The sequence below is a fragment of the Sphingobium phenoxybenzoativorans genome (genome assembly GCF_001757355.1).
GTDB lineage: Bacteria > Pseudomonadota > Alphaproteobacteria > Sphingomonadales > Sphingomonadaceae > Sphingobium > Sphingobium phenoxybenzoativorans.
Genome location: NZ_MINO01000048.1, coordinates 1 through 16758, shown reverse-complemented (window position 1 = coordinate 16758; position 16758 = coordinate 1). Strand labels below are relative to the sequence as shown.

The window sequence follows — 16758 nt, the reverse complement described above, 5'->3', positions numbered from 1 at the left end:
ATGGGACGCTCGGTATCCCATCCCGGCGGAGCGCATGTCGCGTTCTCGCAGTGGGACGCGGGCTGGATCGAGGATGACGACGATTCCGGCACCCGCCATTTCGATGAATTTGCCGCACAGGATGACTGGGACTTCATCGTCGCGGATTTTCGGGAACAGGTGCTCGCACTCTATCCTTCGGCATGGGCGCATGACGGCTGGATCGATCGTGAAGACCGGATTGTCGCCATGAACGGCTATGCCCGCTTCGGCCTCTCGGAATATTGCGGTTGCATAGCCTATTGGGTGGTCTTGCGGGACGATATCGATGTCGGCCAGGAAGGGCTGGCACAGCGATGGTTCGACCGGATCGGGCCAAAATTCGAGCAGCGTTTCGCGACCCTTGTCCGCCTGGGCAGCTTCTCGAACGGCGAGTCCGTCTATCGGCGCATCGCCGCCTGACCGCCCGACTCGCCGATCCATTTTTCGTCCATTCCGCGCTCGCGGTGCCCCATCGGGGTGCTGCATCCCAATCGCGCAATCGCGCCGCGAAGGGGAGGGGGCGGGATTTGGGGGCGATGATGAGGTCGCAGAAATCCGGAGGCTCCCATGACCTTTCCCACGACAATCAATACGATGGTCAGTCCGTCGCTGCTCACCAAAATCAGCCGCTTCAGTGATGGTGGGGTGCTGGCCGCCCTCCTCGAAATTATCCAGAACGCACGTCGAGCTGGCGCGAAGCGCATCGATATCACCCAGGTTAAGGCCGATCAGGGACTTGTGCTGCGCATCCGCGACGACGGGTGCGGTATCGCCGATCCGGTCAAGTTTCTGGCGCTCGGCGATTCCGGCTGGGATGAGAAGATCGCGCGATCGGAGGATCCCGCGGGCATGGGTGTGTTCAGTCTTGCCGGCCATCATGTGACCGTGCGCTCCCATCCCGCCGCGATCGGCGCGGCCTGGCAAGTGTCGATCCCTCCGCACGCATGGGAAAGCGGCCAGGCGCTCGACGTCATCCCTTCCTCGCTCGACCAGGGCACGGAAATCGAGATCGACCTGCCCGAGGCGTGGGCGCAGCAATTGGAACAGTCCGTCAAGAGCGCGGCTCGTTTCTGCCCGGTGTCGATCTGGTTCGATGGCAACCGGCAACCGTACGAGAATTTCCTTCATGGCGCCGTGCGGATCGAGGAATGGGAAGGCTGCCGCATCGGCGTCTTCACCGATAAATATGATCTCCATCGCGAACAGCCCAGGATCAACTTCCACGGGCTTACCGTGTGCTGCCGGCTGCCGTTCGTCAGCGACGCCGATGGCGGCCGGGGCTGGTATGCCAAGGTCGATATCGTCGACACCTGCCCAATTCGGTTTGTCCTGCCAGCGCGCAAGGAAATTTTGCAGGGGGCCGCGCTCGAGGCGCTGCGCGAAGCCTGTGAGGCGGCGATCTTCCGCACCATCGCCCGCAAAGGCCACCATCGGCTTTCCTTTGCCCATTGGCAGCGCGCCAGGGCACTCGGCATATCCCTGCCGGAAGCAGCCCCCTGGCTCCATGAATGGACGCCGCGCACGGCGGAAACCGATGGCGTTCCGATCGGCGAACGGGTGGCGGGCGAGCCGATGATCCTGATGCCGGCGGACCAGACCCACATCGAGCAAGCCGTGAACCGCGCGGTTGCTTCAGGACGGCCGCTCGGCGCGGCGCTGGTACGTCCGATCGACGATTTCGCGGGATATGTCTGGTATAATGCCATCCCGCGGGTGCTCGGCTGTTCCTTCCGTATCGAGCGGGGTGAAGGCGACATCTGCGACTACGGTGCGGACATGGAACCGCCATCCGATTTTCGCTCCGGGCGGGTCGAGGCAATCTCCCTCGAAATCGCCGTGCAGGGGCAGGACGTTCCCACCGAAAACGTCGATGTGATCGTGCTTCCCGCCGATGTCCTGATCATGCCACCCGATCGCTGGACCGATCTTGAGGAGGTCATCATCCTGCTCGGAGCCGACAGCGCGATCACGCCCTGCGAACTTGCCTCGCTGATCGAAGCTGCCTGTTTCTATCCCGATGAGGATTGCGATGCCGACAGCTATCATACCCAGCAGGCGGCGTTCGAGATGCAGGCGCGCTTCGTCGCGAACATGTTGCTGCTCGGTGAGGATGCCGCGGTCCTCGAACGCGTCCGCGAGGCGATGCGCGAGCATGTCGCCTGGCTGATCCCCAAGGACCGGGCGATCAGGATGCAGGCTGTCAACCATCGGGTCGAGGCCAGCTTCGCGGACAATGACGACATGTCCGTGCTCAGCGCCGTCGAATAGCCCCTTCCCATACCAGCCTGCCAGGCGTGCTGTCGCGCGCCGCGGCGGGCCATGTCCATGAGGAACCGCCCCATGACCCAAGCTCCGCCATTCAGGAAGATTTTCGACGGCGTCGCGACGCGCGAGCAGATGTTCGAGCTGTTCAACCGCGTCCCAGACTGCCCCTGTGAGGATCGTATTTCGGGAAAGGCCTTTGAGAATAGCTGGTTTGAAATCGAGAGCACCTCCTACGAATACATGCTCGAGATGCTGCCGCCATTGTTCATGCGCGCCGGGATGTTCGCGATGTCCGAACTCAAGGCCGGTTTCGTCGGCTCTGTCTTTTTCGAGATCGTGATCGGACGCACCCGCTGGTTCACCGGCTATTGCAACCTTGGTCACCGCCATAGCCCTGACGCGATGCGCGCGGCGATTGTCGAGCATGAGACAACGGGCACCGCCGGCCTGTCGCGCGACGCAAAGCTCGACCTGATATGGGCGCGCACGCCTGCCGACTATCGCGGTCTTGCCGGGGAGGCCGCTCCCGATTCCTGGCCTCCCGAACACCGCGGCAAGCGTGTCATCCTTGTCCATCAACCCGGCGTCGGCACGGTCCAGAAGCTTCTCGAAGATCTTACGGACGACGAGATCAGCGCCCGGCTGCCCATAGATCCGATGATCTAGCCGGTCGGCAACCATGCGGACCAACATCCCCAAAGGAATTTGCCATGACAATGCAACGCAAGGTGCTGGTCGTGATGCGATCCAGCCATCTCCACACCGAGCTGGTCGAGGTGACCGCGAAGGTGAACGTGATCGGCGACGCCATGAACCCCAAGGTCGAAGCAGACCTAGCGGTGATCGAAGGTCTCGCGCGCAAGGCTATGCGACAGCAAGAGCCGCTGTCCGGCCAGGAGCAACCCGGCTTCGGCCCTTTCGGCGACCCAGAGGCCGCCTTCGATCTCGATTTCGTCCTGTGCGCTCTGATCGACGCCGCGATGAACCGGGGCCGGATCGTGCCGGTCAAGCAGGTCGCGACGGAGACCGTCGAGCGGTGGGGCAGGGGATCGGAGACGAACGATGCCTAGATATTCCGTCGACGTGAAAGCGTTCATCTCCGTCATCGTCGATGCGGATGACGCCACCGAGGCGCGGGAACGGGCCGATCATTTTGTGGAATGGCTGTCCCCGACAATCGAGCAAATCGACGACTAAAGCGCCAACCATGATCCGATCGATACCGATACCGGCCCGTTCGATATCGATGGCGAAAGCTGCGTCGAGGCGATCGGCGACTGAGCCGGCTTCGTGCTCTCGACCTCCATTCTGTCCTTTTCATCGAGGAGCCCGAAAATGGCCAATCACTATCTGCAAACGGCGTTCGCCATTCCGGTGACGCCGGCGGAAGCGTTGCTGCTCAAGGAATGCTTCGCCGTGTCGGCGCAGCTGTCCAGCGACTTCGCAGAACTCTCGTCTGACAGCCTGCAAGCGGTGAAGACCTGTTACGCGTCGCTCAGCGAAGCCTTCAGGAACACCTTCCCGAAAAAGCCGGAAGAGGAAGATCCATTCGCGGACTTTCTCGATCTCTGGTCCGACCCGGGCTTCCCCGAGTTCGACGCCGACCTCATTATTCAAGGTGACCCGGAGGCCAGGACACAGTTCGCGTTCATCAGCGGCCATGAGGTCGACGTTCCGGCTCTCGCATCACTGATCCAGAAGGTCTGCAAATCCGCGCTGCCCTTCGGTTTTCAATGGGCGGAGGTGGCTGACAAGGACATCGCCGGCGCTTTCGGCGGCGGCTATTATGTCGTCACCGATACGGAAATATTCGGCGGCTCGACCCGGTGGCTCATGGCGGAGACGCTGCAAACCGCGCGGGCGGGCGCGACATGAAGCCGCTGCTCACGCGGCCGTGCAACGAATGCCCCTGGCGCCGCGATCATCCCGCCGGTTGGCTGGGCGGCTACCGGCCGGAGGATTTCACGCAGCAGATCCAGTTCGACGGGCCGCCGCTGCCTTGCCACAAGACCATTCCGGGCGACGGCAGCGATGCCCGCGCCATGTGCGCCGGCGCGCTCATCTTCATGCGCAACAGCTGCAAAGGCGCGCACCATCCCGATTATGGCGACGCGCTCGATACGGTCGAGCCGGATACCGAGACGGTATTCGCGTGGTCGCAGGAATTTCTAGAGCATCATAACAACCCGGCACAATGGATCGAGAGCGTCCGGGCCAGGATGATGCAGCGGCCCTGAGACCGCCAATAGCCTTCCATCCCCGATACAAGACCGGGCGCCTCGTGCGCCGCGTCCGGTCGAATCCGCCAGGGAGACATCCGATGAACGACGATCATTTCGACGGGCTGGTCAATGACGCGACCCATGCGGTCACCAACCTCATTCCCGACACCGTGCTGGACGGTCTTCGCGATAGGGAAAGGTCGGACCTGCTTTTCCAGATCAATGACGCGCTGACACCGATCCTGCGCGATGTGATCGACAGGACCGACACCGACAATCCGACCCGCGCCAGCACGGTTGCTGCCCTGATCTCCGAGTTGCTGGAGACCCATGCCCAAAAGTGCGACGAGGGCGGCGATTGCGAGGATGACCGTCCGCCGCACGTGATTTCGGAAATCCACGGCACCAGTGCCAATATCGACAGCATCGCGAGCTGCGACATGGAGACGGGGACGCAGATCTACCTCGTGCTGGACGATCGCACCTCGTTCCGCATCACCGTGGAAGCGATTGCCGCATGATCGAGATGCACATGGCGCTTCGCGCGCTCAGGCAGATCGCACTCGCTTCCACCCAGAGCGAACTCGATGTCGCCAGGATGGATGCCGCCGATATCCTCGACGAGGCCGGTTGGGAGAAGTCGGCGCGCACCGTCATCGACAGTATTGGCCTTCCGGTCGCCTCCGACGATGCGGAAGGCACACAGCAACAAGGCTGATCCCGCTGCCTATGCCCGCCTGCCGGGCACAAAGTTTCCTCACCGCAACATCATGGAGGATATCATGGCCCAACTGTCTCCCCTTCGTGGGGTCTTAGCAAGCGCGGAGCACGCATATGCCTGCGCGATTCAGCGCCGCAGCGCCACCGGCCGCAATCAGTATGTCATCCGCACCGGCAGTTCGATCCAGCCGTTCCGTGTGACGGAGACGCGTCCGGCGAAGGACGAGAATCTCGTCCTGCACGTCGCCTGACGGAATTCCCATCATCGAGGAGGCGCCAATGAACACTGCCGATCGATACCCGATTGCGCCTGGCATGTGGATCAGGACCGAGGAGAACGAGAAGCTCCTGTTCCTGCGATATTCCTCGACCGGCCACTGGGGCTTCTTTTCCGAGGACGGCCATCACACCGCGCGGGAATACAAGCTGCCGCTCGCGGGCCTCAAACCCTGGTACAAGGAACGCCGCCCATGAAAACGCACGCGCTGGCGAGCGGCCTTCGGGTCACTCTCAACAAGACCGAACTGCAGGCCTTGCTAGCGCTCGCGCGATATGGCGCCGAACAGATCGCGGCCGCACACCACTCCTATATCCTGCCCAGGCGGGGGGAAGCCGTGGCGGCGGACGTCATCCAGGGCCTCGAACAGGGGCTGTCGTCGGTCCGTTGGAAACAGGCAGAGGCCAAGGCACGACGCGATGCACCCAAGCGCGAAGCCGCGCGGCGCGCAGCACGCGAGCATTATGCCGTGATTGATGGATATAACGTGTGGGGCATGTTGGGAGACTGGACCGATCTCGCGGACGATCCCGACCGGCGCCAGTGGGCGGACCTGTTTAATCCTCTCACCGAAGCCCGTGAGCAGGCAGAAGTTCGCCGTAATGTCTGGCGGATATATATCAGCAAAGGCAGCGCGGCGGCGGACGATCTCATCGTCTATCCGGGCGATTGCACGCAGACCGCCGATCGGGGGGAAATCGGCGAACTCGCCCGACGTATCATCGCGCAACATCGGGAATGACGGCATCGGCCGTTCCGAAATGGCTCGCATGGAGAAAGGGGGAAGGGTGGCGGTGAACTTCCCTGGGAGCTTGCCATGACCGCCAGCGATTTTGCTACATACCATCGACCGGCTACGCCGCCTGTATTCATTTCCGGATCGCTTTCCATCCGGCAGCTTCCAGCCTGCGTGATGAAGCGGCTTGGCGTGATCATCGACCAGGAACTGCCTGTCGTGATCGGTGATGCCCCCGGCGCGGATGCTGCTATCCAGCACTTTCTTGCCGAGTGCGGCGTGCGTCACGTCACGATCTTCTGCGGTGGTTCCGTTCCCCGTCACAATATCGGCATATGGCCGGTCCGGCAGATCCGGGCCGATGCTCCTGCGGGCACACGCGCGTTCCATAGTGCGAAAGATCGGGAAATGGCCTGCCTCGCCGGCGCCGGGTTCGTCATATGGGACGGAGCAAGCCATGGCAGCCGCGCCAACATTCGGCGCCTGTGCGAGCGCGGGCGGTATGTCGTCGTCTATCTTCGCCCTGAAGACCGGTTCGTCACCCTCGCCAGCGATGCGGAACGGACGGCGTTCCTGGCGTCCGGCCGTCTCGGTTGACATTGCCGCGGCATAAGGGGCGCGGGGCTTCGCCATAAACCGCCTCACTCTTGAACTACCCTGACAGGAATAACGCCAATGACCGAAACCATCCGATTGTCCGCCGGAGATATCCGGCGACTACGAGAGATCGCCGAACGCATTGCTCGCCGTGACAGTTCGGCTGCCCGCTTTGCGATCGAGATTGCCGAGCGCGTCAGCCTCGTGACGGGCGATGCCGCCCTCAACATCCTCGCAATCAGCCAGGACCCGGATTGGGCGGACACCGATCTCAATCAGACATTCCCCTGGTCGCGCATCCGCGAGCGCCATATGCTTGTAAACGCCCGGGCGCTCTTCGACCTCTATATCTATGAACGGCCCGGCATCGGCGAGACCGGCGATCTTGTCTGCTGTGTCCAGGCCGAACTGGATGGACAGGGCCTCGTTGCCGTCCACGCCGACAGCGCCAGGGATGTCTGGCGCCGGTCGGATCTGTAGACTGTCCTCGGGCCCATTCGATACGATGAGTGCGATCGCGCACAGCAACCATGTCTTCGGGAACCCCGCCATGCGCCTATTCGGACTCTATGCCGGAAGCCGCGATGGCAGTTCGGTCTGGCTTGGGGCGGGGGCCTGCGACGCCGACGCCCGCGCGTTGGTGATCCGCTTGCAATGATGCGCCAATCCATCGGCCCAAGTGACTGATCGGCGATGATGAGATGCCGTCTCGCGGTCAGGAGTGGAGGGAGGGGGCGATAGTGATCCAAAATGGAGAACATCGCCATGTCCACCAGCGAAGAATCCTCGAAGGCTGTCGGAATCGTCGTGACCATCCGTGTGATCACGACCACTTCTGATATCGACATCGCAACACCGGAGCAGCTTGCACCCGTGCTCCATGCGGCAATTCAGCGCCTTGGGCAGCTCGGGCGGACGGGATCACTCGCGCTCGCCGCACTGGTCGATAGCGAAGACGACGATTACAATCATGGTTCCTTCTGGATCGACAGCATCGCCGAAGGCGTCAGCCACAGCTATTTCGAACGTCGAAAGGGACGTGCGATGTGGAAATTGCGATACTTCGCGAACGCAACCCGCCTGCTGTTCAAGGGCAATATCCGGTGGGTCATCTACCGCAAAGCTTTGCGCGAATGGCCTGTTGCCGTGGCCGGTAAGGACGGCGCCTATCAACTGGATCCCGATTTTTCGGCCCGCTGGTAGCGCCTGCATCCACGGCGCGCGCGCAAGCGCTGGCGCACAGACCGCTTGAAAGACAGGCTTCTCCTTCTTAGATAGTGAATCGAACGATTCGACCAATTCGGTCGAATGGAGGCAGCCATGCAGACCATCACCGCCAATGAAGCCAAGACCCGCTTCGGCGAACTGATCGACCGTGTACAGCGCGAGCCGGTGCGCGTGACCCGCCGCAATCGGGTTGTGGGTGTGATGGTTTCCCCGGAAGACTATGCAGCCATGCGGGCGTTCTACGCGGACAGGCTCGCCAGCACGCTACGCGAAACCGCCAACGAGGCCGCGCAGAAGGGCCTTACCGATAGCGAACTGGAGCGTCTGCTGTCCGATGAAGGGTGACAGGTTCGTTCTCGATACGAATGTCCTCATCAGCGCCGCGCTTTCAGCGGATTCGACCCCCGCAAGGGTGACGCTCTGGGTGATCGCCCATGCCCGGCTGATCTTCGCCGAGGCCACTTTCGAAGAATTCCGTTCCCGTCTTTGGCGTCCGAAATTCGACAGATATCTGACCATCGAGCGTCGAAATCAGATTCTACACGATTTCAGCGCAATCGCCGACTGGGTGGAGCTGAATGACGATGCTCTTCCGGTCAGCAGCCGAGATCCCGATGATGATATGTTCATCCGCGCCGCCATGGCCGGCTCGGCTCGCTGGCTGGTGAGTGGCCACAAGGATTTGCTGGACGTTCAGGGATTGCCGGCGATTACGATCCTGACGCCGGCGGACATGCTGAAGCGGATTTCCGCATAGCTCTGCCGACAAGGCGCTGGCGGCGGTCAGGCTCCTTCGAGCAGCCGCTCTCGTGCGAGATCAAGCGCGTGCGACAATCGCATCGCCACCACCTGATCCTTGGGGCCGGTCAGGCATTCGAGGGCCGCCTCCATCAGCTCGATGGCTTTTTTCAAACCTGGCTTTTCGTTTGTCATGTCTGCTTCTCCGTCCCGTCGCGCTCAGTCGGCGGGCACCCTCCCCGAAGGAGGATGCCGGCCCCTGAGCCGGACGGTAGAAAGACGCGAACAATAGAACGCGCGCCTGATCTTTAGCCGGAGCCTGGACATAATCAGGCAATCCGGCCGCAAGGCATGCGCCGACTCTATTGTTCGGAGTTTCTACTCTCCGGCCCACCACCGGCGGACACGCTCCTCTAAACCAATCGGGCAGCAACTGCCAATCGGTTCCGGGCGAAATTACCGGATGCCGCAGGTGGGGGCAGGATATTCAGCGTGTCGATAGACGCGCCGCTTCGACCGGCCGATACATATCCGCGCGATCACGCATCAGCTCCGTAAGCCAGACGAGATGGCTCGCCGCGTCCGCCAGCGGCAACGTGGCCACCGCATCGAACAAGCAGCGCTGATAAGGTGAACCGCGATCAAGAATATCGGCAAGGCGCTCGCGAGCGGGGCTATGGAGATCGCTGATCCCGGCATTGGCTTCGCGGGCCGCCTCCAGAAAGGCTTCGGCCAGCTCCTGCGTCTCGTAATATCCGGAATCCAGACCTTCCCCGAGGGCGAGGGCGGCGATCTCGCTGCGCACATCCGCGATGTCGGGATCGTTGACCGCATCGATCAGGGGCAGGCTGAAATCGAACCCGGTGAGATAGTCCGCAATCATGGGAAATCCTTTCTTCCAGGATTGGAACATAGGTCGAACATGTTTACAATCGGAATGATGCCCCGCAATAGGATCGTCGTGATCATATGCTTTTCCTCTTCCGCATGGGCCGCCTCGACCGGCGGATATCCCGCGCCGTGACCGCGGCGGCCGTTCCCCTGCGCCTTCAGGGACGTCTGCGCCGATCCGAGCGCGGTTTCCTCCTCGAGATGGAGGATGGCCACGTCTGGCGCCTCGAGGGCGCGCAGGATTTCCCGCCGCTGGTGGACGCGACCGTCATCGTCGAGGGACGCAAGGCGAGCCCCAGCCTCCTCGACGTTCTCTGGCTCGGGCCGGCGTAGCATCCCCAGAGGCACGCTCTGTTTCCTTCCTCAAGCGTCGCGCTCGCGGCACCGTTGCCGCGGACCTCGGCGAGGACGCCTCGGCCCGCAATCAGCGTCGCACGCGGTCTGTCATCCCACCCTGCGCCGCCTCGCAGGGTCTCGGCGTGCCAGGGCTGGTCCGGGCAAGCAAGGGCTGCCTCCGCCCAAGCTGCGGTAGAAGAAAATGGGCCTGCCGACGGGATTGCCTGATCCAAAGGTGTCGGCAGGCCCATTTTCTTCAACCTCCACTAGGGCGCAGCGCGACGTCCCTTGCTCACCCGGACCAGCCCTGACCCTTGAGCCCCGGCGAAGGCGGCTCCGGATGGGATGACAGACAGGCCCCGTCGCGTCCAACGCTGATCAGGAAGGAATGGCTTCGCCATGCTTTTCTTTGTTCGGGACGCTGCCGCGTCCGTTTTTCTTGGCTCAGGCTCACCAAATAGGATGAAAATCTGTCAAGAAAACAATGGCATATACTCGAAAAGGGGGAGGGGGTATAAGTATAGGTGCGGATGGGGATTGGCCCCGGAAGCATTTTTCAGGAGTATAGGTCATGAATATCGGTGAGTTCAATTTGAAGAAGGGCCGCCTGATTGGTTCGATTGCTACCCGTGCAATCGACCTGCCCAAGCTGGCCTTGCGTCCCGTCGAGAGCGACAACGAACTGGCCCCGGCTTATGAGATCGTCGCGCCCAATGTCGGGGGCCGCGTGGTGCAGATCGGCGCGCTTTGGGAAGCCACGGCCAAGCGGACCGGCGAAGTGTTCCTGCAAGGGAATATCGACGATCCGTCCATGTCCGAACCGCTCCCCATCGCGCTTTTCGGCACGGTCGAGGAAGGCTATCGCGTGGCATGGCGCAGGCAGGACCAGCGCGACGATTTCGGCCCTGCCGTCCGCTCCCCGCGCGACAATGCACCGTCCGGTTCCGGGCGCGGCGATGACTACGGGTTCGGGGACAGCACCGCCGATGCAAACGGCGGATTGTCGAGCCAAGGCGCCGCCGCCGATCTGGACGATGAAGTCGCGTTCTAGGCGCTGAACCAAGACGGGCCGGGGGAGTGGTGGAACACTTTCCCGGACCCTGACCGATCATCGAGCATCAGGAGCCATACCATGAGCAAGCAATCAGCTAAGGTAGCCGTTAGCACATTCGCCGACCTGCCGGAACTCTACGCCGAAGCCATCGCGACGAACCCGTTGGAAGCATCCTTTGGCGATCCGTTGCCGCTGTCGATCATCGAACCGGGCGACGAGCCGGGGGAATATGAGATGCCCGAACCCTTCGCGGCGCAGAAGGTTTGCGGCGAACTCATGACTTCGCTGCATGGCCTGCTGCACGACACGCGGCTTGACCCGCTCGCCCCGCAAATCGCTTGGGGTATCGTCAACAGCTTCCATTTCGTTGCGGGAACGCTGGAGCGTCAGGAGGATCGGCTTGCCGACAAGATCCGCGACATGACCCGGCGCATGGAACCGGGGGAGGTGTTCAACAAAGACCTTGAGGATACCCAGTTGCTTTGCCAGTCGCTCACCGAACAGCGCGCCGCTATCGAGGCGATGCGGGATTATGCCGCCGCGCTGTATCGCGCTTGCTGGCGCAAGGCATGGGCACCGACCAAGGGCAGCAAGGCTTCATCCGTCACCACCGCAAGCTATGTGAACGCGTTGGATTTCTTGCAGGAGCGCGCCCTTGCCAAGCGCGAGAAGCACCAGCCGCAAGGCCCTGTCGTCATCCTGTCCGGCCCCGCCATGTGGGAGGAATGGGAGCCGCTTTGGGCCAAGCTGGACGAGATCAAGGCGCGCGTGCCGCATATGACGCTTGTCACCACCGGGCAGCGCAAGGGCGTTGACGCCATCGCGGCGGCATGGGCGGCAAGGCAGGGCGTGCCCGTCGTCGCGTTCGGCCTCTACGGGGGAGGGAAGAAGCCCGCCTTCACCCGCAACAAGAAGCTGGCCGAGCTTGGCGCGGTGGAAGCCGTCCTTTGCGAGGGATCGGGCATTCAGGCCAATCTCTACCAGACCTTGCGCAAACAGGGCGTTCCCATTCACGCCTTCCGCAAGCCCAAGGATGCCCCTGCATCCCGCAAGCCGCAGGACGGCGAAGGCGATACATTCAGGCGCGCACGGCGCAGCGCCTGACAGCAGACAGCGCGGCGCTTCCCCCAAAGCGCCGCGCCGCTGACAGGACAACAGACCGGCCAAGGCTGGCGCGCATCCTTGCGCGCTGGCCTTTTGTCGTGCCGCCGGCCGCCGCCGCGCCTGACGGCGCGGCGGCGGGGAAGAAAAGGGAAGGGCCGACAGCTTCATGCCCCGCCAAGGGCGTGGACGTGGCACCATCATTCCCCCTTGCGGGCGCCGGCGCGGCTGGCGCTTTCCCCGAACGGGAGACCTCGGGCGCGACCGACGCCCCCTTGAGCGCCGCCAGCGCACCCGCGCCGCCCAGCCGCAGCACATGGCCCAGCACGTCCCGGAACTCGCGTTCCGTCAGTTGCTCGATCGGCAGCGCTGTCACGATTGCCGCATAGCGATCGCGCAGCTTCTGGCGCGTGGCGGCAATCTCGCCCGCAATGCGTTTCTCGCGCGCTTCCAGATCAGCGAGCTTATCGCGTTCAGACATTTTCGGCATGACCAGTTTCCTTGTTCAGGCTGGCCCGCTCGTCACGCGATCCTTGTCGCACAGGCGCATCCGCGCCACAAGCGACCCCGCCGCATAGCGCGGCCTATCTCCCCTGATCGACCACCACCGCCATGGGTGCGCCCGGCAGCGGTAGGGATGACGCAGCGACGCTGTCGCTGCGGGCAAGCGACGCACGCGCTGCGCGGTTTGTAATGCACCGTACGCACGGGTGCTGTGGCCTGAAACTGCCCTATAATCAATGGTTTCCGTTGGCAGACGCGTCAGCCAGATTTCACGTTATTTGGCTGACGCGTCTGCCGCCTCAGTACTATTGCCCGAAAAAGCCCCGCAATTCCGTCGTTTCCGGCTGGCAGACACGTCCGCCACGCTGATTTTATTGTGATCGTCGCTTGTCTGCGCTATAGTTGCTGTGCGTCGTGACCTCCTTGTCGAAGCTCCAGTCGGAGCATCACCTTGGCAAGGGTCACAATCCGGATCGACGATGCCCTTTACGAGCGGCTGCAGCGCCGTGCCCGTAAAGTCGGCGTCAGCGTCGCCGAACTCCTCCGCCCCGCGATCGACCAGACCGCCGATCCCCGCGGCGGCTACGTCTACACGACGCAGGACGAAATCCTCTCCTGCGTCCTGCAGACGCTCTCTATCCTCGCGGCATCGGTGCGACGCCGGTCGCCCGAGACGCTCGAACAGGGCATGGCCGACGCCAGGGCGCTGCTCCTCGAAAAGGGGCTGCTCTCACCGGACGAACAGCCATGACCCGGCGCGCGGATCCCCACCTCACGGACACATGCCCGGCCTCGCGTTCCCCCTCGGCGGGCTTCCCGTCCGGCCGCGCGATTGCCTGCGATTATTCCCTGCCGGTCAGGGCCATCCCAAATCGGGGGGCATGCCGTAGCGCACCGCCAGCCGTTCGGGGGAGGGGCCGGCCATGAGCATCTTCCGCAACGACACGTTGGGGAGCTGGACGCGGGGCGGGCAGGCGATCGTCCACAATGTCCGCATGACCACCCAGGTCTTTTTCCAGACCGTGCTGGCCGGGCTGATCCTCTGGTTGATGGGGACCGGCTGGTATGCGTTCGAAAAGTCGACCGACTATCAGCGCTTCGTCCTCGCCAAGCTGGTGGAGGCGACCATCAAGGCGGATGCGGCGCCGGGGACCAATGACCCGGTGCTGTTCCGCACCCCCGACGGGCGCCAATACTGGACCTCGGCCGACACCCTCGCCGACTCCGGTGTCGCGAAGCAGGCGCTCCACAAGCTCGAAAAGGACCTCATCCACGGGGCGGCCATTGCCGGTGTGGTCGCCCTCTTCGGACTGGTCAGTGCCTGGTTCTATTTTACCCGAACCGGGAAGGGGCTCGGCTCCAACGAATATCTGCGCGGCGCCCGCTTCGGGACGGCCTCGGAAGTGCGGCGCGCGCTCCGAGGGCAGAAGAAGGGGGCGCTCACAATCGGCGGCGTCGCCGTGCCGGAAGCCTTCGAGCCCGAACATATCCTGCTGGTCGGCGCGCCCGGCACGGGCAAGACCAACCTCATCACCACCATGCTCGAAGGCATCCGCAAGCAGGGTAAGCGGGCGATCGTCTATGACACGGCCGGGAGCTTCGTCGAGAAATTCTATCGCCCCGGCAGGGACATCCTGCTCAACCCGCTCGACAAGCGCACCGACATCTGGAGTCCCTGGGTCGATGTTCCGCGGGAGTATCATTACGACCAGATCGCGGAATCCACGATCCCCGACAAACATGGCGATCCGTTCTGGAGCAAGGCCGCGCGCGGCACGCTGGTCGCGGTCCTGCGCAAGCTCGCGCGGCAGAAGCACACGCTCATCTCGGTCCTGCTTGATCGGGTGCTGCGTTCCCCGCTCGCCGATCTTGCCGCCTATGTGAAGGGCACCGATGCCGCCGCTTTCATCTCCGCCGAGGGGGAGCGCACCTCGGCCGGCGTCCAGGCCGAGCTTGCCTCGGTCATGCGCAGCTTCGCCTATCTCGACGATACCGAGGACGGCTTCTCGATCCGGCGTTGGGTCGAGGACGAGAAGGACGACAGCTGGCTGTTCGTCACCGTCAAGGCCGACCAGCTTCCTTCGCTGCGCCCCCTGATCACGGTCTGGCTCGACATCGCGATCAGCGCGATCATGAGCCTCACGCCCGACCGCGACCGGCGGCTCTATTGCGTCATTGACGAATTGCCGACGCTCCAGAAGCTCCCCAGCCTATCCGACTTCCTCGCCCGTGCGCGCAAATATGGCGGCTGCGGCATATTGGGGTTCCAGTCCTATCCCCAGCTGACCGCGACCTACGGCAAGGAGGATGCGGCGGCCATCACCGGCTACTGCTCGACCTGGGTCGCGCTCCGGGCGAACGATAGCGACACCTCGGAACTTATCTCCAAAAACCTTGGCCGGGTCGAGCAGGTCGAAGCCAACGAGGGGATGAGCTACGGCGTCAATGACATGCGCGACGGGGTGAACCTCAGTCGCATGCAGGTGACCCGCCCGCTGGTTCTGGACACCGAGGTCACCCATCTGCCGAACCTTTCGGGTTTCCTCCGTTTCGGGCGCAATCTCCCCGTCGTCCGTTTCACCGATCGCTTCAATCCGCTGCCTTCGATCGCGGCCGCGTTCGTTGAACGCACCGAGCCCCCCAAAAGGCTGCCGCTCGGCAAGGCCATCATCTCCCAGGCGTGGGCAGAGCGCCGCGCGCGCCAGGCGCGGGAGGAGGCCGCGAGGCGAGGGCAGGGTCCGGGACATCCGGACACGCCGCCGTCTCCCGGAACGGGGCAAGGCGATCTTTTTACCGGCGAGGCCAATCCCCCGCCGGCGCGGGAGCCGACCCAGGAGCCGCCCAGCCTGCCGGATCCCCAGGACGCCGTGCCGCAGGATGAGGTGTTCGGACCCACCGACCACAGCGATTCCGGCATGACGGACGAGGGAGCGCCGATCGACGATCATCCCGACGAGGAGAACAGGGTTGCCACCCCCATCCCCTTGTTGGGGGCGACGCGCGGCACGATCCGTGTGCGGCTCGACAGCCATGGCCGTTCCGAAGGCCCGCGTGAGAAGGCGAAGCCGGCATGATCCATCCTCGCCGCCTCAAGGGGACACCCGCCAATATCGGCCGCTACTATACAATCGGCGACTATTATACCAAGGGCGGCAACGAACCCTCCGAATGGGGCGGCAAGCTCGCCGCCAGCCTCGGCCTGTCCGGGCCTGTCGACCCCAAGCAGTTCGAGGAACTGCTCGCCGGCAAGGTCGGCGACCAGCAGCTCGGTCGCCGGCGCAAGGAAGGCATCCAGCATCATCCCGGCTGGGATTTCACGATCAGCGCGCCCAAGTCGATCTCGATCCTGGCGCTGGTCACGGGCGACGAGCGCATCCTTGCCGCGCACGAGCGGGCGGTCGGGGTTGCGCTTGCCTATGCCGAGGAACATGCCGAGCTGCGCCGCCGGGTGGACGGCGAGATCGTCCACGAGACGACGGGCCGGCTGCTGTTCGCGCGTTTCACCGAATATGCCAGCCGCGAGCACGACCCGCAGCTCCATACCCATGTCGTCATTCTCAACATGACCAACCATCTCAATGGCGACCGCATGTCGAGTCTCGAGACGCGCTCGATGTATGCCGAGCAGCTCGTCATGGGTCAGATCTATCGCAACGAGATTGCCCGCGACGTGCGCGCGCTGGGGCATGAGATCGTGTTCGATCCGCGTAAGGGGCTGTTCGAGGTCGAAGGCATGCCCGGCCAGCTTATCCGTGACTATTCGCAGCGCGCCGAGCAGATCAACGAGCATGCCGCGGAGCACGGGCTTGAGGGACAGGCCCAGCGCCGGATCTCCTTCTTCGCGACCCGAAAGGCCAAGGAGACGATCGGCCTCGATGACCTGCGCGAGCAATGGCGCGTGCGTGCTGAACCCTATCGTGAAGATCTCGACAGGCTCCAGGCCGCGGCGCAGGAGCGGGGTGAACGAACCATCGAGACCGATCCGCGCGTTGCCCGCCGCGCCGCTCTGTTCGGCATCCGCCAGAATGAAACGCGCGAGGCGGTCAACAATATAGGCCGTCTCTATCGC

Annotated in this window: 26 protein-coding genes; 23 read left to right on the top strand and 3 right to left on the bottom strand. The window is 63.3% G+C overall.

Annotated elements, in window-relative coordinates; translation table 11 throughout:
- The 17 genes from BHQ40_RS17820 (at position 1) to BHQ40_RS17745 (ending at position 8822) form a co-directional block, all read left to right on the top strand.
- Complete coding sequence (locus BHQ40_RS17820; RefSeq protein ID WP_021688175.1) at positions 1-441, top strand: hypothetical protein; 441 nt, start codon at positions 1-3, stop codon at positions 439-441.
- 147 nt (positions 442-588) lie between these two features.
- The gene (locus BHQ40_RS17815) at positions 589-2289 is read left to right on the top strand and encodes an ATP-binding protein (RefSeq protein ID WP_021688174.1); all 1701 of its coding nucleotides are present in this window, start codon (positions 589-591) and stop codon (positions 2287-2289) included.
- A gap of 72 nt (positions 2290-2361) precedes the next feature.
- Entirely contained in the window at positions 2362-2952 is a 591-nt protein-coding gene (locus BHQ40_RS17810) for a DUF1419 domain-containing protein (protein WP_021688173.1), read from the top strand.
- Positions 2953-2996: 44 nt separating this feature from the next.
- On the top strand, positions 2997-3356 hold the full coding sequence (locus BHQ40_RS17805) for a hypothetical protein (protein ID WP_040714537.1): 360 nt from the start codon (positions 2997-2999) through the stop codon (positions 3354-3356).
- On the top strand, positions 3349-3483 hold the full coding sequence (locus BHQ40_RS26875; protein ID WP_257721801.1) for a hypothetical protein: 135 nt from the start codon (positions 3349-3351) through the stop codon (positions 3481-3483). The genes BHQ40_RS17805 and BHQ40_RS26875 overlap by 8 nt, the downstream gene beginning before the upstream one ends.
- 138 nt (positions 3484-3621) lie before the next feature.
- Positions 3622-4161 (top strand): hypothetical protein, encoded by a 540-nt coding sequence (locus BHQ40_RS17800; RefSeq protein WP_021688171.1) that lies wholly within the window; start codon positions 3622-3624, stop codon positions 4159-4161.
- A complete protein-coding gene (locus BHQ40_RS17795) occupies positions 4158-4523 on the top strand; it encodes a DUF6283 family protein (RefSeq protein ID WP_021688170.1) in 366 nt (121 codons plus the stop codon). Before BHQ40_RS17800 ends, BHQ40_RS17795 begins: the two co-directional genes overlap by 4 nt.
- 83 nt (positions 4524-4606) lie before the next feature.
- Positions 4607-5029 carry a hypothetical protein gene (locus BHQ40_RS17790; RefSeq protein WP_021688169.1) on the top strand — a complete coding sequence of 141 codons (423 nt, stop codon included), beginning with the start codon at positions 4607-4609 and terminating at the stop codon, positions 5027-5029.
- Positions 5026-5226 carry a hypothetical protein gene (locus BHQ40_RS17785; protein WP_021688168.1) on the top strand — a complete coding sequence of 67 codons (201 nt, stop codon included), beginning with the start codon at positions 5026-5028 and terminating at the stop codon, positions 5224-5226. The genes BHQ40_RS17790 and BHQ40_RS17785 overlap by 4 nt, the downstream gene beginning before the upstream one ends.
- Positions 5227-5290: 64 nt before the next feature.
- Entirely contained in the window at positions 5291-5479 is a 189-nt protein-coding gene (locus tag BHQ40_RS17780) for a hypothetical protein (protein WP_021688167.1), read from the top strand.
- 28 nt (positions 5480-5507) lie between these two features.
- Positions 5508-5702, top strand: a complete 195-nt coding sequence (locus BHQ40_RS17775; protein ID WP_021688166.1) for a hypothetical protein — start codon at positions 5508-5510, stop codon at positions 5700-5702.
- Complete coding sequence (locus BHQ40_RS17770) at positions 5699-6247, top strand: hypothetical protein (RefSeq protein ID WP_021688165.1); 549 nt, start codon at positions 5699-5701, stop codon at positions 6245-6247. Before BHQ40_RS17775 ends, BHQ40_RS17770 begins: the two co-directional genes overlap by 4 nt.
- Before the next feature lie 75 nt (positions 6248-6322).
- Positions 6323-6838, top strand: a complete 516-nt coding sequence (locus BHQ40_RS17765) for a hypothetical protein (RefSeq protein WP_021688164.1) — start codon at positions 6323-6325, stop codon at positions 6836-6838.
- 78 nt (positions 6839-6916) lie between these two features.
- Positions 6917-7318, top strand: a complete 402-nt coding sequence (locus BHQ40_RS17760; RefSeq protein WP_021688163.1) for a hypothetical protein — start codon at positions 6917-6919, stop codon at positions 7316-7318.
- Between the two features lie 270 nt (positions 7319-7588).
- Positions 7589-8041, top strand: a complete 453-nt coding sequence (locus BHQ40_RS26555; RefSeq protein ID WP_021688162.1) for a hypothetical protein — start codon at positions 7589-7591, stop codon at positions 8039-8041.
- Positions 8042-8158: 117 nt separating this feature from the next.
- Positions 8159-8410 carry a type II toxin-antitoxin system prevent-host-death family antitoxin gene (locus BHQ40_RS17750; RefSeq protein ID WP_030090526.1) on the top strand — a complete coding sequence of 84 codons (252 nt, stop codon included), beginning with the start codon at positions 8159-8161 and terminating at the stop codon, positions 8408-8410.
- Positions 8400-8822, top strand: coding sequence for a putative toxin-antitoxin system toxin component, PIN family (locus BHQ40_RS17745; RefSeq protein WP_021688160.1), 423 nt, complete (start codon positions 8400-8402; stop codon positions 8820-8822). The genes BHQ40_RS17750 and BHQ40_RS17745 overlap by 11 nt, the downstream gene beginning before the upstream one ends.
- Before the next feature lie 26 nt (positions 8823-8848).
- Here BHQ40_RS17745 and BHQ40_RS26275 read toward each other — a convergent pair whose 3' ends face one another.
- The gene (locus BHQ40_RS26275; RefSeq protein ID WP_021688159.1) at positions 8849-8998 is read right to left on the bottom strand and encodes a hypothetical protein; all 150 of its coding nucleotides are present in this window, start codon (positions 8996-8998) and stop codon (positions 8849-8851) included.
- A 292-nt stretch (positions 8999-9290) separates the two neighbouring features.
- Positions 9291-9686 (bottom strand): hypothetical protein, encoded by a 396-nt coding sequence (locus BHQ40_RS17740; RefSeq protein WP_021688158.1) that lies wholly within the window; start codon positions 9684-9686, stop codon positions 9291-9293.
- 86 nt (positions 9687-9772) lie between these two features.
- On the opposite strand from BHQ40_RS17740, the gene BHQ40_RS17735 reads away from it, so the two are divergent.
- The 3 genes from BHQ40_RS17735 (at position 9773) to BHQ40_RS17725 (ending at position 12188) form a co-directional block, all read left to right on the top strand.
- On the top strand, positions 9773-10027 hold the full coding sequence (locus tag BHQ40_RS17735; protein WP_030090527.1) for a DUF5818 domain-containing protein: 255 nt from the start codon (positions 9773-9775) through the stop codon (positions 10025-10027).
- A 574-nt stretch (positions 10028-10601) separates the two neighbouring features.
- Complete coding sequence (locus BHQ40_RS17730) at positions 10602-11081, top strand: DUF736 domain-containing protein (RefSeq protein WP_021688156.1); 480 nt, start codon at positions 10602-10604, stop codon at positions 11079-11081.
- Positions 11082-11162: 81 nt separating this feature from the next.
- Positions 11163-12188 (top strand): DUF2493 domain-containing protein, encoded by a 1026-nt coding sequence (locus BHQ40_RS17725; RefSeq protein ID WP_021688155.1) that lies wholly within the window; start codon positions 11163-11165, stop codon positions 12186-12188.
- Here BHQ40_RS17725 and BHQ40_RS26740 read toward each other — a convergent pair.
- Complete coding sequence (locus BHQ40_RS26740) at positions 12163-12675, bottom strand: hypothetical protein (RefSeq protein ID WP_253183405.1); 513 nt, start codon at positions 12673-12675, stop codon at positions 12163-12165. The two genes, BHQ40_RS17725 and BHQ40_RS26740, sit on opposite strands and share 26 nt — an antisense overlap.
- Positions 12676-13140: 465 nt before the next feature.
- Here BHQ40_RS26740 and BHQ40_RS17715 point away from each other — a divergent pair, with 465 nt between their 5' ends.
- The 3 genes from BHQ40_RS17715 to mobF form a co-directional block, all read left to right on the top strand.
- Entirely contained in the window at positions 13141-13440 is a 300-nt protein-coding gene (locus BHQ40_RS17715; protein WP_013846862.1) for a ribbon-helix-helix domain-containing protein, read from the top strand.
- Between the two features lie 172 nt (positions 13441-13612).
- Positions 13613-15763, top strand: coding sequence for a type IV secretion system DNA-binding domain-containing protein (locus BHQ40_RS17710; RefSeq protein ID WP_021243122.1), 2151 nt, complete (start codon positions 13613-13615; stop codon positions 15761-15763).
- On the top strand, positions 15760-16758 hold a 999-nt coding region (gene mobF, locus BHQ40_RS17705), incomplete at its 3' end, for a MobF family relaxase (RefSeq protein WP_139139349.1). The genes BHQ40_RS17710 and mobF, both read left to right, overlap by 4 nt.

Coding starts and splice junctions, on each gene's coding strand:
- BHQ40_RS17765 (WP_021688164.1), top strand. CDS start 6,323: ATGACCGCCAGCGATTTTGCTACATACCATCGACCGGCTACGCCGCCT.
- BHQ40_RS17735 (WP_030090527.1), top strand. CDS start 9,773: ATGCTTTTCCTCTTCCGCATGGGCCGCCTCGACCGGCGGATATCCCGC.
- BHQ40_RS17810 (WP_021688173.1), top strand. CDS start 2,362: ATGACCCAAGCTCCGCCATTCAGGAAGATTTTCGACGGCGTCGCGACG.
- BHQ40_RS17780 (WP_021688167.1), top strand. CDS start 5,291: ATGGCCCAACTGTCTCCCCTTCGTGGGGTCTTAGCAAGCGCGGAGCAC.
- BHQ40_RS17795 (WP_021688170.1), top strand. CDS start 4,158: ATGAAGCCGCTGCTCACGCGGCCGTGCAACGAATGCCCCTGGCGCCGC.
- BHQ40_RS17760 (WP_021688163.1), top strand. CDS start 6,917: ATGACCGAAACCATCCGATTGTCCGCCGGAGATATCCGGCGACTACGA.
- BHQ40_RS26740 (WP_253183405.1), bottom strand. CDS start 12,675: ATGCCGAAAATGTCTGAACGCGATAAGCTCGCTGATCTGGAAGCGCGC.
- BHQ40_RS17725 (WP_021688155.1), top strand. CDS start 11,163: ATGAGCAAGCAATCAGCTAAGGTAGCCGTTAGCACATTCGCCGACCTG.
- BHQ40_RS17770 (WP_021688165.1), top strand. CDS start 5,699: ATGAAAACGCACGCGCTGGCGAGCGGCCTTCGGGTCACTCTCAACAAG.
- BHQ40_RS17730 (WP_021688156.1), top strand. CDS start 10,602: ATGAATATCGGTGAGTTCAATTTGAAGAAGGGCCGCCTGATTGGTTCG.
- BHQ40_RS17750 (WP_030090526.1), top strand. CDS start 8,159: ATGCAGACCATCACCGCCAATGAAGCCAAGACCCGCTTCGGCGAACTG.
- BHQ40_RS17815 (WP_021688174.1), top strand. CDS start 589: ATGACCTTTCCCACGACAATCAATACGATGGTCAGTCCGTCGCTGCTC.
- BHQ40_RS17800 (WP_021688171.1), top strand. CDS start 3,622: ATGGCCAATCACTATCTGCAAACGGCGTTCGCCATTCCGGTGACGCCG.
- BHQ40_RS26875 (WP_257721801.1), top strand. CDS start 3,349: ATGCCTAGATATTCCGTCGACGTGAAAGCGTTCATCTCCGTCATCGTC.
- BHQ40_RS17710 (WP_021243122.1), top strand. CDS start 13,613: ATGAGCATCTTCCGCAACGACACGTTGGGGAGCTGGACGCGGGGCGGG.
- BHQ40_RS17790 (WP_021688169.1), top strand. CDS start 4,607: ATGAACGACGATCATTTCGACGGGCTGGTCAATGACGCGACCCATGCG.
- BHQ40_RS26275 (WP_021688159.1), bottom strand. CDS start 8,998: ATGACAAACGAAAAGCCAGGTTTGAAAAAAGCCATCGAGCTGATGGAG.
- BHQ40_RS17805 (WP_040714537.1), top strand. CDS start 2,997: ATGACAATGCAACGCAAGGTGCTGGTCGTGATGCGATCCAGCCATCTC.
- BHQ40_RS17740 (WP_021688158.1), bottom strand. CDS start 9,686: ATGATTGCGGACTATCTCACCGGGTTCGATTTCAGCCTGCCCCTGATC.
- BHQ40_RS17785 (WP_021688168.1), top strand. CDS start 5,026: ATGATCGAGATGCACATGGCGCTTCGCGCGCTCAGGCAGATCGCACTC.
- BHQ40_RS17745 (WP_021688160.1), top strand. CDS start 8,400: ATGAAGGGTGACAGGTTCGTTCTCGATACGAATGTCCTCATCAGCGCC.
- BHQ40_RS17820 (WP_021688175.1), top strand. CDS start 1: ATGGGACGCTCGGTATCCCATCCCGGCGGAGCGCATGTCGCGTTCTCG.
- BHQ40_RS26555 (WP_021688162.1), top strand. CDS start 7,589: ATGGAGAACATCGCCATGTCCACCAGCGAAGAATCCTCGAAGGCTGTC.
- BHQ40_RS17775 (WP_021688166.1), top strand. CDS start 5,508: ATGAACACTGCCGATCGATACCCGATTGCGCCTGGCATGTGGATCAGG.